17 protein-coding genes and 2 tRNA genes are annotated in these 19,590 nt (G+C 74.0%); 12 read left to right on the top strand and 7 right to left on the bottom strand.

All coding sequences use genetic code 11. From position 1 onward, the window contains the following. Nucleotides 1-256: 256 nt before the first annotated feature. Entirely contained in the window at nt 257-784 is a 528-nt protein-coding gene (locus tag ACFYW1_RS13225) for a DoxX family protein (RefSeq protein WP_388990985.1), read from the bottom strand. A 232-nt stretch (nt 785-1,016) separates the two neighbouring features. Between ACFYW1_RS13225 and ACFYW1_RS13220 the strand changes: the two genes are divergently transcribed. Together ACFYW1_RS13220 and ACFYW1_RS13215 are read left to right on the top strand one after the other, a co-directional pair. Then, nucleotides 1,017-3,032 carry an FAD-dependent oxidoreductase gene (locus ACFYW1_RS13220; protein ID WP_388990983.1) on the top strand — a complete coding sequence of 672 codons (2,016 nt, stop codon included), beginning with the start codon at nt 1,017-1,019 and terminating at the stop codon, nt 3,030-3,032. Between the two features lie 97 nt (nt 3,033-3,129). Beyond that, nucleotides 3,130-3,738: a PadR family transcriptional regulator gene (locus tag ACFYW1_RS13215; RefSeq protein ID WP_388990981.1), complete on the top strand. Its 609-nt coding sequence runs from the start codon at nt 3,130-3,132 to the stop codon at nt 3,736-3,738. A 72-nt stretch (nt 3,739-3,810) separates the two neighbouring features. Here ACFYW1_RS13215 and ACFYW1_RS13210 read toward each other — a convergent pair whose 3' ends face one another. Beyond that, the gene (locus ACFYW1_RS13210) at nt 3,811-4,785 is read right to left on the bottom strand and encodes a DMT family transporter (protein WP_388990979.1); all 975 of its coding nucleotides are present in this window, start codon (nt 4,783-4,785) and stop codon (nt 3,811-3,813) included. Nucleotides 4,786-4,940: 155 nt separating this feature from the next. Between ACFYW1_RS13210 and ACFYW1_RS13205 the strand changes: the two genes are divergently transcribed. Then, nucleotides 4,941-5,273 (top strand): ArsR/SmtB family transcription factor, encoded by a 333-nt coding sequence (locus tag ACFYW1_RS13205; RefSeq protein ID WP_388990977.1) that lies wholly within the window; start codon nt 4,941-4,943, stop codon nt 5,271-5,273. A gap of 207 nt (nt 5,274-5,480) precedes the next feature. Here ACFYW1_RS13205 and ACFYW1_RS13200 read toward each other — a convergent pair whose 3' ends face one another. Both ACFYW1_RS13200 and ACFYW1_RS13195 read right to left on the bottom strand, forming a co-directional pair. After that, on the bottom strand, nt 5,481-6,485 hold the full coding sequence (locus ACFYW1_RS13200; protein ID WP_388990975.1) for a hypothetical protein: 1,005 nt from the start codon (nt 6,483-6,485) through the stop codon (nt 5,481-5,483). Next, nucleotides 6,482-7,471, bottom strand: a complete 990-nt coding sequence (locus ACFYW1_RS13195; RefSeq protein ID WP_388990973.1) for a phosphatase PAP2 family protein — start codon at nt 7,469-7,471, stop codon at nt 6,482-6,484. Before ACFYW1_RS13195 ends, ACFYW1_RS13200 begins: the two co-directional genes overlap by 4 nt. 162 nt (nt 7,472-7,633) lie before the next feature. Here ACFYW1_RS13195 and ACFYW1_RS13190 point away from each other — a divergent pair, with 162 nt between their 5' ends. From ACFYW1_RS13190 to ACFYW1_RS13170, 5 genes are all read left to right on the top strand, one after another. Then, nucleotides 7,634-8,269, top strand: coding sequence for a TetR/AcrR family transcriptional regulator (locus tag ACFYW1_RS13190; protein WP_388990971.1), 636 nt, complete (start codon nt 7,634-7,636; stop codon nt 8,267-8,269). 345 nt (nt 8,270-8,614) lie between these two features. Then, nucleotides 8,615-9,442 (top strand): SDR family oxidoreductase, encoded by an 828-nt coding sequence (locus ACFYW1_RS13185; protein WP_388990969.1) that lies wholly within the window; start codon nt 8,615-8,617, stop codon nt 9,440-9,442. A 54-nt stretch (nt 9,443-9,496) separates the two neighbouring features. Next, nucleotides 9,497-10,510, top strand: coding sequence for an SPFH domain-containing protein (locus tag ACFYW1_RS13180; RefSeq protein ID WP_356936391.1), 1,014 nt, complete (start codon nt 9,497-9,499; stop codon nt 10,508-10,510). After that, nucleotides 10,507-11,406, top strand: a complete 900-nt coding sequence (locus ACFYW1_RS13175) for a hypothetical protein (protein WP_388990967.1) — start codon at nt 10,507-10,509, stop codon at nt 11,404-11,406. The genes ACFYW1_RS13180 and ACFYW1_RS13175 overlap by 4 nt, the downstream gene beginning before the upstream one ends. 104 nt (nt 11,407-11,510) lie before the next feature. After that, nucleotides 11,511-12,005: an FBP domain-containing protein gene (locus ACFYW1_RS13170; RefSeq protein WP_388990965.1), complete on the top strand. Its 495-nt coding sequence runs from the start codon at nt 11,511-11,513 to the stop codon at nt 12,003-12,005. A 52-nt stretch (nt 12,006-12,057) separates the two neighbouring features. Here the strand turns inward: ACFYW1_RS13170 and ACFYW1_RS13165 are convergent, their stop codons facing one another. Then, nucleotides 12,058-13,311 (bottom strand): cytochrome P450, encoded by a 1,254-nt coding sequence (locus ACFYW1_RS13165; RefSeq protein ID WP_388990963.1) that lies wholly within the window; start codon nt 13,309-13,311, stop codon nt 12,058-12,060. Nucleotides 13,312-13,488: 177 nt separating this feature from the next. Here ACFYW1_RS13165 and ACFYW1_RS13160 point away from each other — a divergent pair. From ACFYW1_RS13160 to ACFYW1_RS13145, 4 genes are all read left to right on the top strand, one after another. Next, nucleotides 13,489-13,562, top strand: a tRNA-Gly gene (locus tag ACFYW1_RS13160). A 6-nt stretch (nt 13,563-13,568) separates the two neighbouring features. Beyond that, nucleotides 13,569-13,641 (top strand) — tRNA-Ala (locus tag ACFYW1_RS13155). 35 nt (nt 13,642-13,676) lie between these two features. Beyond that, complete coding sequence (locus ACFYW1_RS13150; protein WP_388990961.1) at nt 13,677-15,032, top strand: SDR family NAD(P)-dependent oxidoreductase; 1,356 nt, start codon at nt 13,677-13,679, stop codon at nt 15,030-15,032. After that, nucleotides 15,026-16,225: a ribonuclease inhibitor gene (locus ACFYW1_RS13145; RefSeq protein ID WP_388990959.1), complete on the top strand. Its 1,200-nt coding sequence runs from the start codon at nt 15,026-15,028 to the stop codon at nt 16,223-16,225. The genes ACFYW1_RS13150 and ACFYW1_RS13145 overlap by 7 nt, the downstream gene beginning before the upstream one ends. Before the next feature lie 18 nt (nt 16,226-16,243). Here ACFYW1_RS13145 and ACFYW1_RS13140 read toward each other — a convergent pair whose 3' ends face one another. Both ACFYW1_RS13140 and ACFYW1_RS13135 read right to left on the bottom strand, forming a co-directional pair. Beyond that, entirely contained in the window at nt 16,244-18,124 is a 1,881-nt protein-coding gene (locus ACFYW1_RS13140; protein ID WP_388990957.1) for an AAA family ATPase, read from the bottom strand. Further along, on the bottom strand, nt 18,121-19,527 hold the full coding sequence (locus ACFYW1_RS13135; RefSeq protein WP_388990955.1) for a hypothetical protein: 1,407 nt from the start codon (nt 19,525-19,527) through the stop codon (nt 18,121-18,123). Before ACFYW1_RS13135 ends, ACFYW1_RS13140 begins: the two co-directional genes overlap by 4 nt. Nucleotides 19,528-19,590 lie beyond the last annotated feature (63 nt).

Here is a 19,590-nt window from a genome sequence, read left to right as displayed (position 1 = left end):
CCCCGGCCGCGTCGTCGGTCCTGGACGCACGGCGCGCGTCCGGGGCCGGGCGGCTCCCTCCCTTCGGTGCCGCCCGGTCCCTGAGCATCCCCGGGCCCCGTCCCGCCGCCCGGCGGTCCCGGCGGGCCGCTGCCAAAATTCCGTACGTCAAGACGCAGGGGATCGCCAGAACGCAGCGGATCGCCGGAACGCAGGAGATCACCGTCCGGGCCGCACCGGTCCTGTCGGGCTGCCGGACCGTCGGGCCGTGAGGTCGTCAGGTGGTGTCGGGGTCGACCTCGACGCGGCCCCTGGCTCGCTTTCCGACCACGGCCGCCGCCGCGACCGCGCTGCCCGCGAAGGCCAGCGCGACCGTCCACGGCCGGTCGAAGACATGCCGGGTCGCGTGGTCGACGGAGTACCGGCCCGGCCCGGTCAGGCCGATCGCCGCGGCGGTGAAGCCGAGGAACGCCGGGTACTCGTAGCCCCCGCCCTGCGCGAAGAACCCGGCGGGCGCGTGGACGGCCACGGCGCCCGCCATCGCCCCGGCCGCGGCCGCTCCGGCCGCCGGGGTGGCGAGGCCGAGGGCCAGCAGCACCCCGCCGCCCGCCTCGCCGAGCCCGGCGGCGACCGCGCTGTGCTTCGGCGGGTGGAAGCCCATCGCCTCCATCGCGGCGGTGGTTCCTTCGATCCCTCCGCCGCCGAACCAGCCGGCCAGTTTCTGGGTGCCGTGCGCGGCCAGTACCGCGCCGGTGCCGACGCGCAGGACGAGCAGGCCGAGGTCACGCCTGTTGAGGCAGGCCATGGGGGTCTCCACAGGAATCCGGGGCGGGTGGTGGTGCGCCATCGGCCCCGTACCGAGCCGGTGCCGCTGTTCCACTTTCCTGCGCGCAGGGCGCCGACGTGCCCCGCTGTTACGCCGTCCGGGGGACGGTCCGGTCCGCGGCACTGCGACGCATCTCATTATGCAACTTGTTGCACATCGGCATTTCGCTGGTCTACAACTGGCGGAACGACACTGCGCGAGGAGTCACCGCATGAGCCCGTACCCGAATCTGCTGAGCCCGCTCGACCTCGGGTTCACCACCCTCCCCAACCGGGTGCTGATGGGGTCGATGCACATCGGTCTGGAGGAGGTCGAGCACGGCTTCGAGCGGATGGCCGCCTTCTACGCGGAACGTGCCCGGGGCGGCGTCGGCCTGATGGTCACCGGCGGCATCGCCCCGAACGCCCGCGCCTGCTCGCTGCCCGGCGGGGCGAAGATGACCACCGAGGCGGAGGCCGAGCAGCACGCCCTCGTCACCCGGGCCGTCCACGAAGCGGGCGGCCGGATCGCCATGCAGATCCTGCACTTCGGCAGGTACGCGCACCACCCGGACCTGGTCGCGCCGAGCGCGGTCCAGGCGCCGATCAGCGCCTTCACCCCGCACGCCCTGGACGACGACGAGGTCGAGGAGACCATCGAGGACTTCGTCCGGGCGGCGGGGCTCGCGCAGCGCGCCGGATACGACGGCGTCGAGATCATGGGCTCCGAGGGCTACCTGATCAACGAGTTCATCGCCGCCGCCACCAACCACCGCACCGACCGCTGGGGCGGCTCGTACGAGAACCGCATCCGGTTCCCCGTCGAGATCGTGCGCCGGGTCCGCGAACGGGTCGGCGCCGACTTCATCCTGATCTACCGGCTGTCGATGCTGGACCTGGTGCCCGGCGGTTCCTCGCTGGAGGAGGTCGTGCACCTGGCCCGCGAGATCGAGGCGGCCGGTGCGACGATCATCAACACCGGGATCGGCTGGCACGAGGCCCGCATCCCCACCATCGCCACCTCGGTGCCGCGCGGCGCCTACACCTGGGTCACGGAGAAGGTGCGCGACGCCGTCTCCGTCCCCCTGGTGACGAGCAACCGCATCAACACGCCCGAGGTCGCCGAGGAGGTACTCGCCTCGGGCCGGGCGGACATGGTCTCGATGGCCCGGCCGTTCCTCGCCGATCCCGACTTCGTCGCCAAGGCCGCCGAGGGCCGCGCCGACGCGATCAACACCTGCATCGGCTGCAACCAGGCCTGCCTGGACCACATCTTCAGCGGCAAGGTCACCTCCTGCCTGGTCAACCCGCGCGCCTGCCACGAGACCGAGCTGGTCCTGTCGCCCACCCGCACCGTGAAGCGGGTGGCGGTCGTGGGCGCCGGGCCCGCCGGTCTCGCGTGTGCCGTCTCGGCGGCCGAACGCGGGCACCGGGTGACGCTCTTCGACGCGGCCGGGGAGATCGGCGGCCAACTGAACGTGGCGCGCAAGGTCCCCGGCAAGGAGGAGTTCGACGAGACGCTGCGCCACTTCCGCACCCGGCTGCGGGAGGAGCGGGTCGAGCTGAGGCTCGGTACGCGGGTCACGGCCGACGCGCTCGACGGCTTCGACGAGATCGTCCTCGCCACCGGCGTCACGCCCCGCTCCCCCGCGATACCGGGCCTGGACCACCCCAGTGTGGTCGGTTACCTCGACGTCCTGCGCGACGGGGCACCGGTCGGCGAGCGGGTCGCGATCATCGGGGCGGGCGGCATCGGCTTCGACGTCGCCGAGTTCCTGACCGACCCGGGCGAATCGGCGAGCCTCGACCCCGAGGCGTTCTTCCGGCAGTGGGGCGTCGACACCGACTACCGCGAGCGGGGCGGGCTCCGCGCCCCGGAGCGGGCGAAGGCGCCCCGCAGCGTCCATCTGCTCCAGCGCGGGACCGGCAAGGTCGGCGCGGGGCTGGGGAAGACGACCGGCTGGATCCACCGCACCGAGCTGCGGCACCGCGGGGTCACGACGGTCGCGGGCGCCACGTACGACCGGATCGACGACGACGGGCTGCACCTCACGGTCGACGGCGAGCAGCACCTCCTGCCGGTCGACACGGTCGTGATCTGCGCGGGCCAGGAGCCGAACCGCGAGCTGTACGAGGAACTGCTCGCCGCGGGCCGGCCGGCGCATCTGATCGGCGGCGCCGACCTGGCGGCCGAGCTCGACGCCAAGCGGGCGATCCGCCAGGGCACGGAGCTGGCGGCCTCCCTCTGACGGGGACGGGACCGGGTGGTTTTGGCGGGGCGGGCGGTTTTGGCGGGGCCGGGAGCATCGGCCCCGGCCCCGCCCGGCCGTCCCTAGGATGCACCCCATGTCACTCCCGCACGCGATCCTCACCGCCCTGCTCGAAAAGCCGTCGTCGGGACTGGAGCTGACCCGCAGGTTCGACCGGTCGATCGGCTACTTCTGGTCCGCCACGCACCAGCAGATCTACCGGGAGCTGGGGAAGCTGGAGCGGAGCGGCCGCATCCGGGCACTGCCGTCGCAGCAGCCCGCCCGCGGCCGGAAGAAGGAGTACGAGGTGCTGCCCGCGGGCCGCGAGGAGCTCTCCGCGTGGGTGGCCCGTCCCGAGGACCCCCGGCAGATCCGCGATCCGCTCCTGCTGCGGATGCGGGCGGCGGCGGTCGTGGGGGCGCCCGGTCTGGACGCGGAACTCCGCCGCCACCTCGAACTGCACCGCCGGCAGCTGGCGGAGTACCTGGAGATCGAGGAGCGGGACTTCCCGCCCGGACGGAGCTCCGAGGAGGACCGGCTGCGCCACCTGGTGCTGCGCGGCGGCATCGACCTGGAGAACTTCTGGATCGGCTGGCTCACCCGGGCCCTGGACACCGCACCCGATGCCGCGTCCGCATCCGACGCACCGGAGAGCGCGGGACGGTTCCCGGGCGAGGAGCCGGAGCCGGGTCGGTCGGCCGGCTGACGCGGGCGTCGCCCCACCGCCCGTCACGCTCCGCCGACCGGCCTCCGGCCATGTGCTGAAGGTTTCCGGTGGTCAGGCGACGGTGGTCAGGGGCTTCCCGGTTTCGCCGGCCGGGGCCGGGGCGGCGGGGGCGACGCGCTTGGTGATGCGGCGGCCGTAGAGGTTGCCGGCGATGACGGCGGCAAGGGTGAGGGCGACGCCGGCGAGTTCGGCGGTGGTGGGCCGGTGGCCTCGGACGGCCTCGATGGCGAAGGAGGTGATGGGGACGAGGTTGATGAACAGGACGCCGTTGGCGGGGCCGAGGGTGCGGGTGGCGTGGTTGAAGGCGAGGATCGCGATGACAGTGGCGGGGACGGCCATGTAGAGGATCTGCCACCAGCTGGCCGCGTAGTCGGCGGCGCCGGGGGTGGGGATGGCGCCGAGGGCGCCGAGGGCGAGGGTGACGATCGCGATCGTGGCGGTGCCCAGGACACTGGTGACGGTGGTGTAGCGCAGGACGGAGAAGGCCGGGAAGCCGGCTGCGCCGGTGGTGTAGATGACCCAGCCGATGACCCCGGCCAGGATGCAGAGGCCGCCGAAACCGATGCCGCCGGTGAGGACGACGAGCGGGTTGCCGTTGCCCAGGACCATGGCGACACCGGTCAGGGCCGGCAGGAGCAGGCCGAGGGTCACGCCGGCCGGCCGCTGCCCGGTGCGGGCCCACATGACGATGACGGTGATGGCGGGCATCGCGGCCATGATCAGCGAGGCGGTGGGGGCCGGGGTGGACTGGAGCCCGGCATAGGTGAGCAGGTTGAAGGCGGCGAAGCCGAGCGAGCCGAGGCCCCAGAGCTTGAGGAACTTGCCGTCGGTGCGCAGCGCCCTGCGGCCCTCGACGACCAGCAGGGCGATGACGAAGATCGCGGAGCCGAGGGCGAAGCGGGCCAGGGTGAGGTGAAAGGGGTCGACGCGGCCGAAGGCGGACTTGGCGATGGTGAACATGCCGCCGAAGGCGAGGGCGGTGGCCAGGCCCCCGGCGGCTGCGGCGGCGGTCTTCATTTCGGCCATGCGGATCTCCCGGTGGTGCGCTCAGCACAGGCTCAGCAGTCCAAGTATTCGCCGGTTGGCGAACACCTGGGTTAACGTATACACGTGACCGAGGGTCGGTCAACTAGTGTTCGCCAACTAGCGAACACTAGGCTTTGATCAGGGAGAACAGTGCCGTGAAGCCGCTCAGCCACCCCCGCGCCGAGGACATCAACATCTACGCCGTGCTCCACGCGCTGGCCGAACCGGCCCGGATGCAGATCGTGCGGACCCTGAGCAGGGCCGACGGCAAGCCGTGCGGGACCTTCGGCATCAACCTGAGCAAGTCGACCCTGTCCGCGCACTTCAAGGTGTTGCGCGAGGCCGGGATCATCCGCCAGGAGGCCGCCCCGGGCAACTCCCGCGTCAACACCCTGCGCCGCGAGGAACTCGACGCCCGCTTCCCGGGCCTGCTCGGCTCCGTCCTCGACGCGGCCGAGCGGACCGAGCCGCCCCTTCCGTCCGTCTGAGCCCTTCGGATCGCGGGGCGGCCCCCGAGGGGGGTCGCCCGGCGGCGTCCGCCCCGGCGAGCCCGTTCACCGGCTCGGAGATGGCGTGCCGGACCATCGGGCCCGCCTCGGCGATCGCCGCCCCGATCCCGATCGGCGAAACGCACGGCGGGAACGGCCGAACGGCCCGCACCACCGATTACGCCGGCACCGGCATGCCGCACACCATCAGGCGGACTGGTACCCCAGCTCATTGCCCAGACGACGGCTGCCGCCCTCACTGCCCGAGCGCTCCCCCGAGAAGCTGTCGAGAGCAGTCGGCGGGTCCAGCGGGCCCCGGCTTGCGACGACGACGCGCGAGGGTGTTGCCACCCGGGCCGCCACGGCGTCCCGGTCGCCGACGGCCGGGGCCCGTGCCTGGGCGCGGCTGAGCAGGAACACCCCGCGCACCGCCGCCGCCGTCCCGAGCAGCGCCGGGAGCAGGCCGATCGTCCCGCCCCGGAGGTGCTCCCCCAGCAGGGCCAGTCCGATGACCGCGGCGGCCATCGGGTTGGCGAGCGTGACGACCGCCAGCGGGGCGCCCAGGCCGTCCCGGTAGGCGGTCTGGGAGAGCAGCAGTCCGACCGCCGCGAACGCGGAGACGAGCAGGGCGACGACCACCACGCGCCCGCTGAGCAGCGGGCCCGTGCGATCGGTGACGGAGACGGTCAGCGTCTGGGTGAGCGCGGAGGCGACCCCGGAGGTGATGCCGGAGGCTGCGGCGTGCCGCAGGCCGGGGCGGGCCCCCGGGCGGCCGAGTCCGGCGACGACGGCCACGGTCCCGGCCGCGACGGCCAGGGCCTCGGGGAGGCCGAGCGTCTCGTGCGGGGCGGCGCCGCCCGTGGTCGCGAGCAGGGCGCCGAGGCCGAGCAGGGTGAGCACCGTGCCGCGCCACTCGGTCGTGGTGACCCGGCGTCCCGCGGCCCTGGCGCCCATCGGCACGGCGGCGACCAGGGTGAGGGCGCCGAGCGGCTGCACCAGGGTGAGCGGACCGTACTTGAGCGCCGCGACGTGCAGCAGCGCGCCGCCGGCGTTCAGTCCGACCGACGCCCACCAGGCGCCCCGCCCGAGCAGCCGCAGCACCCCGGCGTCCGGGTCGGCCCGTCCGGCGAGGCGGGCCTGTGCCACCGCGGCCGCGGCGTAGGCGACGGCCGAGACCAGGGACAGCGCGACGGCCGCCGCGGTGGCGTTCACCGCCGGGCCCCGGCGGTCATGGAAGCTCCTGAGGCTCCTGGGGGCCCCGGGATCTCGGTGGTCATGAAGGTCCCGGCAGTCCCGGCGGTTCCCGAGATCTCAGCGGCCCCGGTGCCCTCGGCGGCTCCTGGCGGAACGTACGAGGAGACCGGACGTGGCCGGGGGCCGGGGAGGATGCCCGGTCCGGCGGTCCCGCCCACGGCCGCCGCCACCGGCATGCCCGTCGCGGACGGCCACGGGCGGTGGGCGCGCACCGGCTCCGCGCGCGGCAGCCGCAGCGCCGCGAGGGCCACCGCGAGCAGCGCGGAGACCACGATCGAGTCGAGCCAGTAGTGGTTGGCCGTGCCGACTATCACCAGCAGGGTGACGGCCGGGTGCAGCAGCCACAGCCGGCGCCACCGGCTCCGGGTCGCGACGATCAGCCCGACGGCGACCATCACCGCCCAGCCGAAGTGCAGCGACGGCATGGCGGCGAACTGGTTGGCCATCGAGTCGGTCGACGGCGTCGCCCCGTACACCGTCGGTCCGTACACCTGGCCGGTGTCGATCAGTCCGGTGGCGGCCAGCAGTCGCGGCGGGGCGAGCGGGAAGAGCAGGTGGAGCACGAGGGCCGCGCCGGTGAGCGCGGCGAGAACCCGGCGCGACCAGACGTAGTGGCGCGGGCGGCGCCAGTAGAGCCACCCGAGGAAGAGCGCCGTGGCCGGGAAGTGCACGGTCGCGTAGTAGGTGTTCGCGAGGTGGATCAGGGTCTCGTCGCGCAACAGCAGGTCCTGCACCGCACCCTCGGCGGGCAGGCGCACGGCACGTTCGAGGTCCCAGACGTGCCCGGCGTTGGCGTACGCCTCGTCGACGTGGCCGTTGGCGGCCTGTCGGCCGAGTTTGTAGACCACGAAGAGTCCCACGACGAGAAGCAGCTCGCGGATGAGGGGCGGTCGGGCAGAACCGTCCGGCTCCCGGTCCGCTGGCTCGCTACCGGCGTACATCACCCGGTGCCCCTTTGCTGACGAAGCGGTGTTGCGGTGGCATGGTCCGGACCATGCCCTATCGATACGCCAGTGTACCGATACGGTCGCGTATCGGTACACTGGCGTATCGGTACACTGGCGTATCGGATGACCTCGTCGCAGATTCGCCGAGAGGGAACACGCATGCCGCCGCAGGAAACCGCCCCGGAACCGACCCACACCACGCGCCGCTCGAAGATCACGCCGGAGCGGGCACAGGAGTTCTACGCGGCCGTGCTCGACATGCTGCGGGAGTCCGGTTACGAGGCGCTGACCATGGAGGGGGTCGCCGCGCGGACCCGCTGCGGCAAGTCCACGCTCTACCGGCAGTGGGGCTCCAAGCCCGAACTGGTGGTGGCCGCGCTGCACGGCACCCGGCAGACCCTGCTCCCGCACATCGACACCGGCACGCTCGCCGGTGATCTGCGCGAGGCGGCACGGGCGATCGGCGCGGGCTCGGGGCAGGACACCCCGCTGATGCACGCGCTGAGCCACGCGGCACTGCAGAGCCCCGAGCTGCTCCGCGCGCTGCGCGAGTCGCTGATCGCACCCGCCGTCTCGGCGGTCGACGCCATGGTCCGGCGGGGCGCGGAACGCGGCGAGATCCCGGCGGACGCCCCAGCGGCGGAGTTCGTCTCCGCGCAGCTGCTGGGCATGCTGCGCGCCCGGCCGCTGCTGGAGGGGAAGTACGCCGACGAGAGGTACCTCACCCACTTCGTGGAGAGCGCGATCCTTCCCGCGCTCGGGCTGGGCGCGTCCGCGCCCCGGGGTCTTTCGTAACGGAAGACCCCAGCCCCTCAACCGTGGGCCGTCCGTCCGAGCGGATGACGACGGCCCGCAGGCGCCGCACCGTGGGGACGGGGGCGGCGCACCGTCCGGGGGGGGGGGGGGGGGGGGGGGGGGGGGGGGGGGGGGGGGGGGGGGGGGGGGCGCGGCCCCGCCCCCCCCGCCCCCGCCCCCCCCCCCCCCCCCGCCCCCCCCCCCCCCCCCCCCCCCCCCCCCCCCGCGGTTCCGCACCCCCTCGCCGCCCGGCACCTGTTGCACCAAACAAACGCTCGGTAGATTGTCCGGACCGGCCGGCGCGGCCCCGGCCGCACGCACACGTCGAGGACAGCGGGGCGGACGATGGACATCGGCAATCCGATCGACTTCACCGGGCGGGCGGTGCTCGTCACCGGTGGCACGAAGGGCATCGGCGCCGCGATCGCCGGGGCCTTCCTGGCCGCCGGAGCGGACGTACTGGTCTGCGGACGGAGCAAGCCGCCGGAGCCGCCCGGAAGCGGGCCGCGCCGGGCGCACTTCCGGGCGGCCGACGTCCGCGACCCGGCGGCCGCCGCCGCCCTGGTCGACGCGGCGGTGGAACGGTTCGGACGGCTGGACGTGCTCGTCAACAACGCGGGCGGCTCCCCGGACGCCGACGCGGCCACCATGTCGCCGCGCTTCGTCGAGAAGGTCGTCGCCCTGAACCTGCTGGCCCCGTTCCATCTGGCACAGGCCGCCAACCGGGTCATGCGGGAGCAGCCCGGGGGCGGCTCGATCATCAACATCGGCAGCGTCTCCGCGCACACCCCCCAGCCGGGCACGGCCGCCTACACGGCGGCGAAGGCCGGTCTGCTGGCGCTGACCCGGGCGCTGGCCCTGGAATGGGCGCCGCGGGTGCGCGTCAACCACATCACGGCCGGTCCGGTCCGCACCGGGAGCGCGGCGTCGGTGTACGGCGAGGGCGGCGCCGACGCGGTGGCCGGGGTCATTCCGATGCGACGGATGGCGGAGCCGGACGACGTGGCGCGCGCCTGCCTGTACCTGGCGGGCGGACTGGCCCCGTACGTGAACGGCGCCGACCTGGCCGTGCACGGCGGGGGCGAGGCGCCGGCCAGGTTCCTCGCCGTGCGGGACCTGCGGGACGGGTCGCCGGGGGCGGAGCCCGACGACCGATCACTTTCGTCCCCTTGACGATAATGAGCCATTCCCCTTATCGTCTTCATGACGAGAAACAGGGGGACCGACATGGCCGACATCACCAGGCGCTTCGGCTTGCGCCATCTGCGCTCCGCGCCCACCGCGCACATCCGCCACCACAAGCGGGGCCGGCTCGCCCACGACGGCCCCGGGCTGAGTTTCTGGTACCGCTCGCTGACCGCGGCACTCTCGGAGGTCCCGGTCAACGACCGCGAGCTGGCGATGGCCTTCCACGCCCGCACGTCCGACTTCCAGGACGTGACCGTGCAGGCCACCGTGACGTACCGGATCGACGACCCGGCCGAGGCCGCCGCCCGGCTGGACTTCTCGATCGACCCGGACACCGGGGCCTGGCGCGGCGCGCCGCTGGAGCAGATCGCCACGCTGCTGACCGAGACCGCCCAGCAGCACACCCTGGACGTACTGGCCAGGACGGCGCTGGCCGAGGCCCTGGTGGACGGGGTCGCGGCGGTGCGCGACCGGGTCGCGGCGGGGCTCGCCGCCGAGCCGCGGCTGCCCGCCACGGGCATCGACGTGGTGGCCGTGCGGGTGGTGGCCATCCGTCCCGAGGCCGAGGTGGAGCGCGCCCTGCGCACCCCGGCCCGCGAGCAGATCCAGCAGGAGGCCGACCGGGCCACCTACGAGCGCCGCGCCGTGGCCGTCGAACGGGAACGGGCCATCGCCGAGAACGAGCTCGCCAGCCAGATCGAACTGGCGCGCCGCGAGGAGCAGTTGGTCGAGCAGCGCGGTACCAACACCCGCCGCGAGGCCGAGGAGAACGCGGCGGCCGACGGGGTGCGCGCCGAGGCGGAGGCGGCCCGCAAGGTGCGCCTGGCGCGGGCCGAGGCCGAGGCGGCGCGCGAGGTCGGCGCCGCACGGGCCGAGGCCCAGGCCGCCTGGCTGCGGGTGCACGGCGAGGTGGACGACGCGACCCTGCACGCCCTGGCCGCGACCCGGCTCGCCGAGAACCTGCCGCGCATCGACAGCCTCACCCTCTCCCCCGACGTGCTCACCGGCCTGCTCAGCAAGCTCGGCCGGCCCGGCCCGGAGACCCGGGCATGAGCCTCGCGCCGCGCGCGGTACTGGTCCACCGCACCACCGAGTACGAGGAACTGCTCGCCCGCCACGGCACGCACGGCCAGGCCGCGTTCTTCCTCTCCAGCCGCGGCCGGTCCATCGACGAGGTGGCCCGGCGGCACCGGCAGACCCAGCAGGCGCTCGCCGACGTGGCGGCGGCCGTGCCGCTCCAGTGGCGCCGGTCGCGGGTGGAGCGCGCGGACCTGGACCGCTTCCTGTTCGGGCCCGAGGACGTGGTGGTCGTCGTCGGGCAGGACGGGCTCGTGGCCAACGCCGCCAAGTACCTCAGCGGCCAGCCGGTCGTGGGCATCGACACCGACCCCGGGCGCAATCCGGGGGTGCTCGTCCGGCACCGGCCCTCCGACGCGGCCGCCCTGCTCGGGGCGGCCGTGGCCCCCGGCGGCGCGGCGGACGAACTGACCATGGTCGAGGCCGTGGCCGACGACACCCAGCGACTGGTCGCCCTCAACGAGATCTACCTGGGGCCGCCCGGGCACCAGACCGCCCGCTACCGGCTCGGCCCGGACGCCCCCGACGCCCCGGCCGAACCGCAGGCGTCCTCCGGGGTCCTGGTCGGCACGGGCACCGGCGCCACGGGGTGGCTCCGCTCGCTGTGGCAGGAACGGCACAGCGAGCTCCGCCTCCCGGCGCCCACCGACCCGCGCCTCCTCTGGTTCGTGCGCGAGGCATGGCCCTCCCCGGCGACCGGCACCTCGCTGGTCGCGGGCGAGCTGGAGCGCGGGCAGGGGCTGCGGCTCACCGTCGAGTCCGACCGGGTGGTGGCCTTCGGCGACGGGATGGAGGCGGACGCGCTGGAACTGACCTGGGGGCAGACGGTACGGCTCGGCATCTCGGCGACCTCGCTGCGCCTGACGATCTGACCGCCCGGCCGGACGGCCGGGTGGGCACCGCTCCGGAACCGGCCTTCTTCCTTGCCTCATTAACCGTTTGCCTAGTGGTCGTAGGCAGAGTTAGCGTCCCCGGCATGAAGCCCATGAGTGAACAGGACATCCGCACGTCGTTCATCAACTGCTCCAAGGGGGAGGCCAAGCGCCTGCCGCTCCCCCGCGACCTGGACGAGCAGCCCTGGGACGACCTGGACTTCCTGGGGTGGCGCGACCTCTCCGCCCCCGGACGCAGCTATCTCGTCACCGAGTACGCCGGAAGGCTCACCGGCGTGGCGCTCCGGTTCCCCTCGCGGCAGCGCGGTTTCCTGCACCGGAGCATGTGCTCGCTCTGTCTGACCACGCACCCGGGCGACGGGGTCTCCCTGATGACCGCCCGGCGGACCGGGGCCGCGGGCCGGGAGGGGAACTCGGTCGGCCTGTACGTCTGCACCGATCTCGCCTGTTCGCTGTACGTGCGGGGCAAGAAGGCCGCGACGCCGGGCGCCCGCTTCAAGGAGACCCTGACGACGGAGGAACAGGTGGAGCGGACCGTGGCCAACCTCGACGCGTTCCTGGTCAAGCTCATCGACTGAGTCCGGGACGGGGCCGGTGACCGCGCGGGCGTCCCGGGCCCTCGTCGGGTCCTCACCTGGCGGCGCCCGGTGCGCCGCCGGGGACCGGGGCGTCGGCGGTGAAGGTGACGGGCAGGTGCTCGGGGCCGCGCAGACCTCCCGGCCGCCACCGCAGCTCTCCGGGCGGCACGGCCAGGGCGAGGCCGGGCAGACGGCGCAGCGCGGTGCCGATGGCGACCTGGCCCTCCAGCCGGGCCAGCGGGGCCCCCAGGCAGTAGTGGATGCCGTGCCCGAACGCGAGGTGGGCGTTGTCCTGCCGGAAGATGTCCAGGCGGTCGGGGTCGGGGAAGCGTTCCGGGTCGCGGTCGGCGATGGCGGACGCGATCAGCACCGTCGCGCCGCGCGGCACGCTCACGCCCGCGATGGTGACGTCCTCGCGCGCGAACCGGGCGATGCCCGGGTTGACCGGGCCGTCGTACCGCAGGAACTCCTCGATCGCGCCCGGCAGCAGCGCCGGGTCGTCCCGCAGCGCCCGCAGCTGGTCGGGGTGGGCGAGCAGGGCCGCGATGCCGCCGCCGATCAGGTTGACGGTGGTGATGTAGCCGGCCACCAGCAGCAGGAAGGCCATGGCGATCAGCTCGTCCTCGTCGAGCCGCCCCTCCTCGTCCCGGGCCGTGATCAGTGCGCTGAGCAGATCGTCCTCGGGACGGGCCCGTTTCTGGGCGAGGAGCCCGGTCAGACAGCCGCGCATCCGCCGCCACGCCCGGTCCGTCCGCACCGGGTCCGGCCGCTCGGCGCCCCGCAGGATCATCTCGTCGGTCCACCGCCGGAAGTCGTCCCGGTCGGCGGCGGGCACGCCGAGCAGTTCGCCTATCACGGTGACCGGCAGCGGCAGGGCGAAACTCTCGACGAGGTCGGCGCGGCCGTCCGGCCCGATCGCGTCGAGCAGCCGGTCGGCGATCTCCTGGACGCGGGGCCGCAGCCCGGCCACCCGGTGCGCGGTGAACGCCCTGGAGACCAGGCGGCGCAGCCGGGTGTGGTCGGGAGGGTCGGAGCGGAGCATGTTGCGCAGCGCCGACTCGCGGTCCGTGGCGGGCAGCAGTTCGACGAGCCGGGGGTCCGACGCGTCGCGGAGGTCGCTGCTCAGGCGCGGGTCGGACAGGGCCGCCAGGCCGTCCTCGTACCGGGTGACCAGCCATGCCTCCAGGCCGCCCGCGATGACGGCGCGCCGTACCGGTCCGTCGTCGCGCAACTGCCGGTAGAGCGGGAAGGGGTCCACCACGAAGGCCGGGTCGGTGTAGGGCAGGAGCACCGGCTGCTGGCTCATCATGCCTCCCGGGGGCACACGGGCCTTCGCCCGGAAGCGAAGGGCTCCGTACCGCGTCGAGCTGCCGTGTCCAGTCCAGCGTAATGCGCCCGGAACGCCGCCGAACGGCCGGACGGTACGGCCGGGAACCCGCCCGGACGGTGCCCGGGACACCGTCGGTATGATCATCGGCACTGTCCGGACGTAGCGCAGAGGCAGTCGCGCCGACTTGCCAAGTCGTGAACACGTCGGTTCGAATCCGACCGTCCGGGCAGCCCGGTCCCGTAGCGCAGAGGCAGTCGCATCCTCTTCGCATGAGGGAACACGCCGGTTCGAATCCGGCCGGGACCACCGGGGCGGGCGACGACGGGCACGGAGGCGGGGGCATGGCGCTGACCAGTGACGAAGAGCGGATCGGCGACGAGGAACTGGCGGCCTTCGACCGTACGGTCGCGAAGCTGCGCGCCCTGCCCGTCGACGACCCGGTGCGCCTGCGCGCCGAGCAGGTCGCCGCGTCCTTCACCCGCGACGGCCGCACGCGCCGCCGCAAGGCCCGCGGCGACGCCTGTGCCGAGGCCGACGCGGCGGTCGTCGCCGCCACCGCGACCGGTGCGCCCGCACGGCGCGAGGACGCGCCGCTGTCCGGCGGGAGCGGGACGGGCGACGGGGTCTTCCACCGGCCCCGGCGCTGTTACGTCTGCAAGTCGTTCTACCGGCGGGTCGACGCGTTCTACCACGCGCTCTGCCCGGACTGCGCCGCCGACAACACCTCCCGCCGCGCCCTGTCCACCGATCTCACCGGGCGCCGGGCGCTGCTCACCGGCGGGCGGGTCAAGATCGGCTTCCAGCTGGCGCTGATGATGCTCCGCGACGGCGTCGAACTCCTCGTCACCTCCCGCTTCCCGCAGGACACCCTGCGCCGGTTCCGCGCGGAGCCCGGCAGCGGGGCGTGGCTCGACCGGCTCACCGTCGTCGCCGTCGACCTGCGCGACCCGCGCCAGGTCCTGGGACTGTGCGAGCGGCTCCACCGGGACGGCGAGCCGTTGGACATCCTCGTCAACAACGCCGCCCAGACCGTGCGCCGCCCGCCCGAGTCGTACGCGCTGCTCGCCGCCGGTGAGACCGCCGCGCTCCCCGGGGGCGCCTGGGCCGCCCCCGGCTACGAGCCGATGCGGGCCCTGGCGGCCCCCGCCGCCTCGGGGGCGCTCGCGCTGGTCCTCGCGGAGGCGGACGAGGCGGGGCTGCTGCCCGACCACGCCCCGGTGAACTCCTGGTCCGCCCGGATCGGCGAGCTGGACCCGGCCGAGCTGCTGGAGACCCAGCTCGTCAACGCCCTCGCGCCCGCCCTGCTGGTGGACCGGCTGCTGCCGCTGCTGCTCGCCTCGCCCCGGCCGAACCGGTACGTCGTCAACGTCACGGCCGTGGAGGGCCGTTTCGCCGTGCGGCGCAAGACCGCCGGGCATCCGCACACCAACATGGCGAAGGCGGCGCTCAACATGCTCACCCGTACCAGCGGGCCCGAACTCGCCGCGCGGGGCGTCCACATGTGCAGCGTCGACACCGGCTGGATCACCGACGAGAACCCGCTGCCGAAGAAGAACCGGATCGCCGCCGAGGGCTTCCGCACCCCGCTGGACATCGTGGACGGGGCCGCGCGGGTGTACGACCCGATCGTGCGGGGCGAGGCGGGTTCGCCCGTGTCGGGCGTCTTCCTCAAGGACTACCGGGAGGCGGCGTGGTGACCGGTCCCGCCGAGGAGGCGCCCTTCGCGGGTGTTCCCCGCGTCCTGCCCCGCTCGATCGCCGACCTCGGCCCGCTGATCGACTGGCTGCGCGGCGGTGCGGCCACCGACCGGCGGCTCGACTTCCCGGCCGGGACCGCGATGCCCGACGGCCGGCTCGACCTGTGCAAGCAGGCCCTCGGCCCCGAAGGAGCCGCCCTGATCGCCGAGGCCCTCGGTGACGCCGCGGCCCCGGCCCGGGTCCGGCACCTGCTCCTGGGCACCGACGGGCTCGGCGACGACGGGGCCACGGACGTCGCCGAGCGGACCGTCGGGGCGGGCGTCGAGACCCTCTACCTGGGCTGCAACGGCATCACCGCGGGCGGCGCGTGCCGGATCGCGGACAGTCTGCGCGCCTCCGAACACGTCGTCGGCGGGGTGTGGCTCAAGCGCAATCCGCTGGGCACGGGCGGTGGCCGGGCCGCGGCGGACCTCGTCGCCGCGGCGTCCGGGCTGCGCACCCTCGACCTGGTGCAGACCGGCCTGGACCCGGCGGGCCTCGCGGTGCTCGCCGAGGCACTGCTCGGGGCCGCCGCCTCCGGGCGCCGGGTGGAACGGCTCTTCGTCGGCGGGAACCCGCTCGGCCGTACCGGGGCGGCCCCGCTCGCCGCACTGCTCGCCGCCGGAGCGGTCGGCGAACTGTACGCGTCCGCGGCCCGGTTGGGCGACGACGGGGCGCTGCTCCTGGCCGACGCCCTGGAGCGCGCGCCGTACGGCCGTACCGCCCGGCTCTCCGTCGCCAGCAACGGTGTCGGGCCGCGGGCCGCCGCCCGGCTCGTCGCCGCGGCGGCCGGCGCCGGCGTCGAGCTCCTGGACCTCGGCAGGGTCCGGGCCGCCGGGAACCTCGGCGCGGCGGACAACCGGCTCGACCTCGCCGCCGCGACCGCGATCGGCGAGAGCCTGGCGGCCCGTGAGCACCGCCTCACCCATCTCGTCCTCTCCCACACCGGGCTGCGCAGCCGCGAGGCGCACCGGCTCCTGGACGCCGCGCCCCGGGCCTCCACCCCGACCCGCTTCGTCCTCGGCAAGGGCATCGCGACCAGTGTCCGGCACCGGCTGGACGCGTTCAGCGCGCATCTGCCGAGGCCCGCGGTCTCCGCGGACGTCGAGGCGGTCCGCAGCGTCCACCGGACGGCCCCGCCCCGGGACCGGTAGTTCCGGGGCCGTGCCCCGTCACGCCCCCGCGGGTCCGCCGGGAGCCCCGGCCGGTCCTCGGCGGGGCATCGCGGCGAACACCTCGATCCAGAACCGCTGGTACGGCTCCGGGGCGCCGACCAGGTAGGTCGAGCGCAGCTTCGGCGGCAGCAGCGCCACCAGCCTGGTCACCGCCCTGCGGTGCTTCTTCAGCTGCGACAGCTCGGCGTTGGCGATGATCTGGTGCACCACGTCGCTGTCGTCGCCGCCCTCCGACGACCGGTCCGCGGCCCGCCGCAGCCGCCGCTCCCAGGCGTCCACCTGCCGGGCCAGCTCCCGCAGCCCCGTCACCGGCCGGTCGTTCAGCCGCTCGACGAGGCCGGCCAACCGCACCGGGGCGTACTCGCCGTCCCCGAGGTACACCGTGCCCATCTCCAGCGGAAGTCCCCGCTGGTGGAGCTTGATCAGCCGCTCGATGGTCCGCTTGGTGATCCAGGCCCGGCCGTCCTCGTCGATGTCGTGCTTCCACCAGTCGAGCACGGTCTCGGCCACCGCACCGTACTTCTCGATCAGCCACTCGTTGGCCGGGATGTCGCCGGGGTCCACCATCAGCGAGGCCGTGAACCGGGTCGCCTGGGCGATGTTGTTCCGCGCCACGAGCAGTTTGCGGCCCAGGTGGTACGGCGGGTTCTGCACCGCGATCTGGGCCCGCAGCCCGTCGATCGGCCGGCCCGCCAGCGACCACTCCTGCGTGATCTCCATCAGTTTGGCGAACGCCGCCCGGTCCTTGGGGCGGTTGTACTCGTCCCAGACGATCGCCTTCGGCCCCGGATCCGTGAACACGGCCGCCAGCAGGTTCTCCAGGGACCCGTCGGGGGTCGGGATCGGTGCGCAGAGGTCCTCGACGTTGGTCACCGGCAGCGAGAAGTACAGCGGTTCCCGCCCGTCCAGGCCCTCCCGGACCGTCTGCCGGACGAGTTCGGTCTTGCCGCATCCCGGCGGCCCCTGGAGCAGCACGGTCCACCGGTTGCGCAGCGCCGCCCGCACCACCCGGCGCACGGGGTCGGCGATCCGGGCCGGGTTCGGCACGTCCAGCTCGCGGGCGATCCGGTCCAGGATCTCCTGGGTGCGGTTGGGTCCCGGGCGGCCGTCGGGCAGGGGTTCGGAGAGCCTCAGCCGCTCCCCGTTGACCAGGGGCAGTCCCCAGCTCAGCGGGAAACCCTCCTGGGCGTTGGCGATGATGTGGTCCAGGGTGCGCGGCGACAGCAGCTCGCGCAGCGCGGAACTCAGCGACGCCCACAGCGAGAACACACCGCCGAGGTCCCGGTCGCGGTACTTCGCGGCCAGTTTCAGCCGCCAGGCCGTGTCGTTCGCGGTGATCCTGATGGTGACCATCCGGTCCAGGATCGCCAGGTCGCCGCGGCGGGCGGCGGTCTCGCTCAGCGATTCGTTGTCGGTGAGGAAGACGCCGATGCAGCCCAGGGCCCGCAGGTCGTATCCGCCGAGCGTCCAGTTGCAGGCGATCTGCATCAGCTGCGACTGGATCGACTCACCGGCCTGCAACGAGTCGTCGATGAGCAGGACGAACGGCTTCCCCGGCCGGAGCCGGTCCATCACCAGCTGCCGCAGCACGAGCTCCCCCGTCCGCCCGTCCCGTACCGGGGCGTTGACCAGCAGGTCGTCCGGGGTGAGGTTGGCGGCCGGGACGAAGACCAGTTCGGCGTCCGGGTACGCCTCGGCGATGTGCGAGAAGAACGTCGCCGTCTTGCCGACCCCGTGCTCGCCGAAGACCTGGCCCGTCTGTCCCATGTCGATCATCGCGTCGATGAAGGACGCCAGCCGGGACACCCCCGTCCAGCCCTCGGGCGGTCGCGGGTAGGTGGCGTTGGGCCGCCACGGAACGGTGCGGGGCGTGGTCATCTCGATCCTGTCGTGACGCGATGGCAGGCCATCGGGGGGTGGTGGAAGTCGGGCCAGTCGTCGCCGCCCTCGGTGATCAGCCAGATCCACTTGTCGGGTTCGGCCGGGGTGATGGGGGGCGCGTGGCCGTCGGTGAGCACCACGACGGCGTCCGGGGTCTCCTCGAAGGGCCGGCCGTCGACGGGTGTCCGCCCCTCCACGTAGTCGGCGACGGCCCGAAAGCTCGTGCCCCCGCCGCCGTAGACCCGCTCGCCGGGGCGGAACGGCATCACCACGGCGTCGAAGGAGAGCCAGTGCGCCTCCACCCCGTCGATCCCGCCGACCAGTTCGGTCAGCCAGTCGACCACGTGGTCCGGCATCGACCCCGAGGTGTCGTACGCGATGACGAGCACCTTGTCCCGCACCGGGCCGCGCCGCGAGAGGAGCGGGTCGTGCCCGAGCGCGGCGAGCAGCGCGCCCCGCTTCTTCGGGTACACCAGCCGCTCGCCGTCCCGCAGTTTCGAGGCGACGACGTCCACCAGCCACCGCTGCCACCAGTCGACCCGCCCGGTGCCCGGGGTCCGGCCGCGCAGCAGGCCCGCGCCGAGCCTGCCCCATATCCGGCTCACCCGGTCCGACGCCCCGTCCGTGCGGTCCACCAGCTCGCCGATTTCCGCCTCCGCCACCGCGTGACCGCGGCGGGCCGCGAGCAGCGAGTTGAGCAGTACGGAGGACACCATGGTGTCGACGGTCTCCTGGTCGGCGGGTACGCGGGTGTGCGAGAGCCGGACGCACAGCGCGGGTGCCGGCACCGGCGGGTGCGCCATCCGCTTCAGTTCGCCGTACACCGACATGTCCGTGGCGACGAAGACCGCATGGTCCACCGGGTCCAGACCGTGCGCCAGGAGGTCCTCCCGGTAGGCCGCGTAGATCTCGCGCGGGTCGATGCCCACCGGTGCGCCGTCCCGGAGCGGGAGCGCCTCCGTGCCGAGGCGGACCATCGCCACGTGGTTGATGGAGACCTCCGCCGCCAGGGTGAACACCGGATCGTCCCGCAGTTCCTCCTCCACGAACAGGTGCCGGTGGACCAGGTGCCGCGCCTCGTGGAACAGGACGAACTTCACCCCGTCGAGGCCGATGCCGACGAAGAACTCCGGGTTGTACACGAGCAGACAGGTTCCGTCGCCGCTCGCCACCACCGCGGCGGTCTCCACCGCCGTGGTCGGTATCTGGTGGCGGCACTTGGCGTGGATCCAGGAGGCCACCACCGAGCCGGACAGTCCGAGGTCCAGCAGCGCGGCCTCCTTGAGCCGCCGCGCCTCCGCGATCACCGCCCCGTCGGCCGGCCGCCACCGCTCCAGCGCGCGCCGGTCCGTCAGGTCGATCACGTGGCGCGGCCGTTCCCCGCGCTCCCCGTACGCCATTGCGGATGCCCCCTTCGTGCCCCGTCGCCCTTGCTCATCAGGAGTGCCTGCGCACGGGCGACG

It is taken from the genome of Streptomyces sp. NPDC002669 (genome assembly GCF_042889165.1).
Classification (GTDB): Bacteria; Actinomycetota; Actinomycetes; order Streptomycetales; family Streptomycetaceae; genus Streptomyces.
Note: the sequence above shows the minus strand (reverse complement) of the source record. Positions and strands in the feature narration are given on the sequence as shown.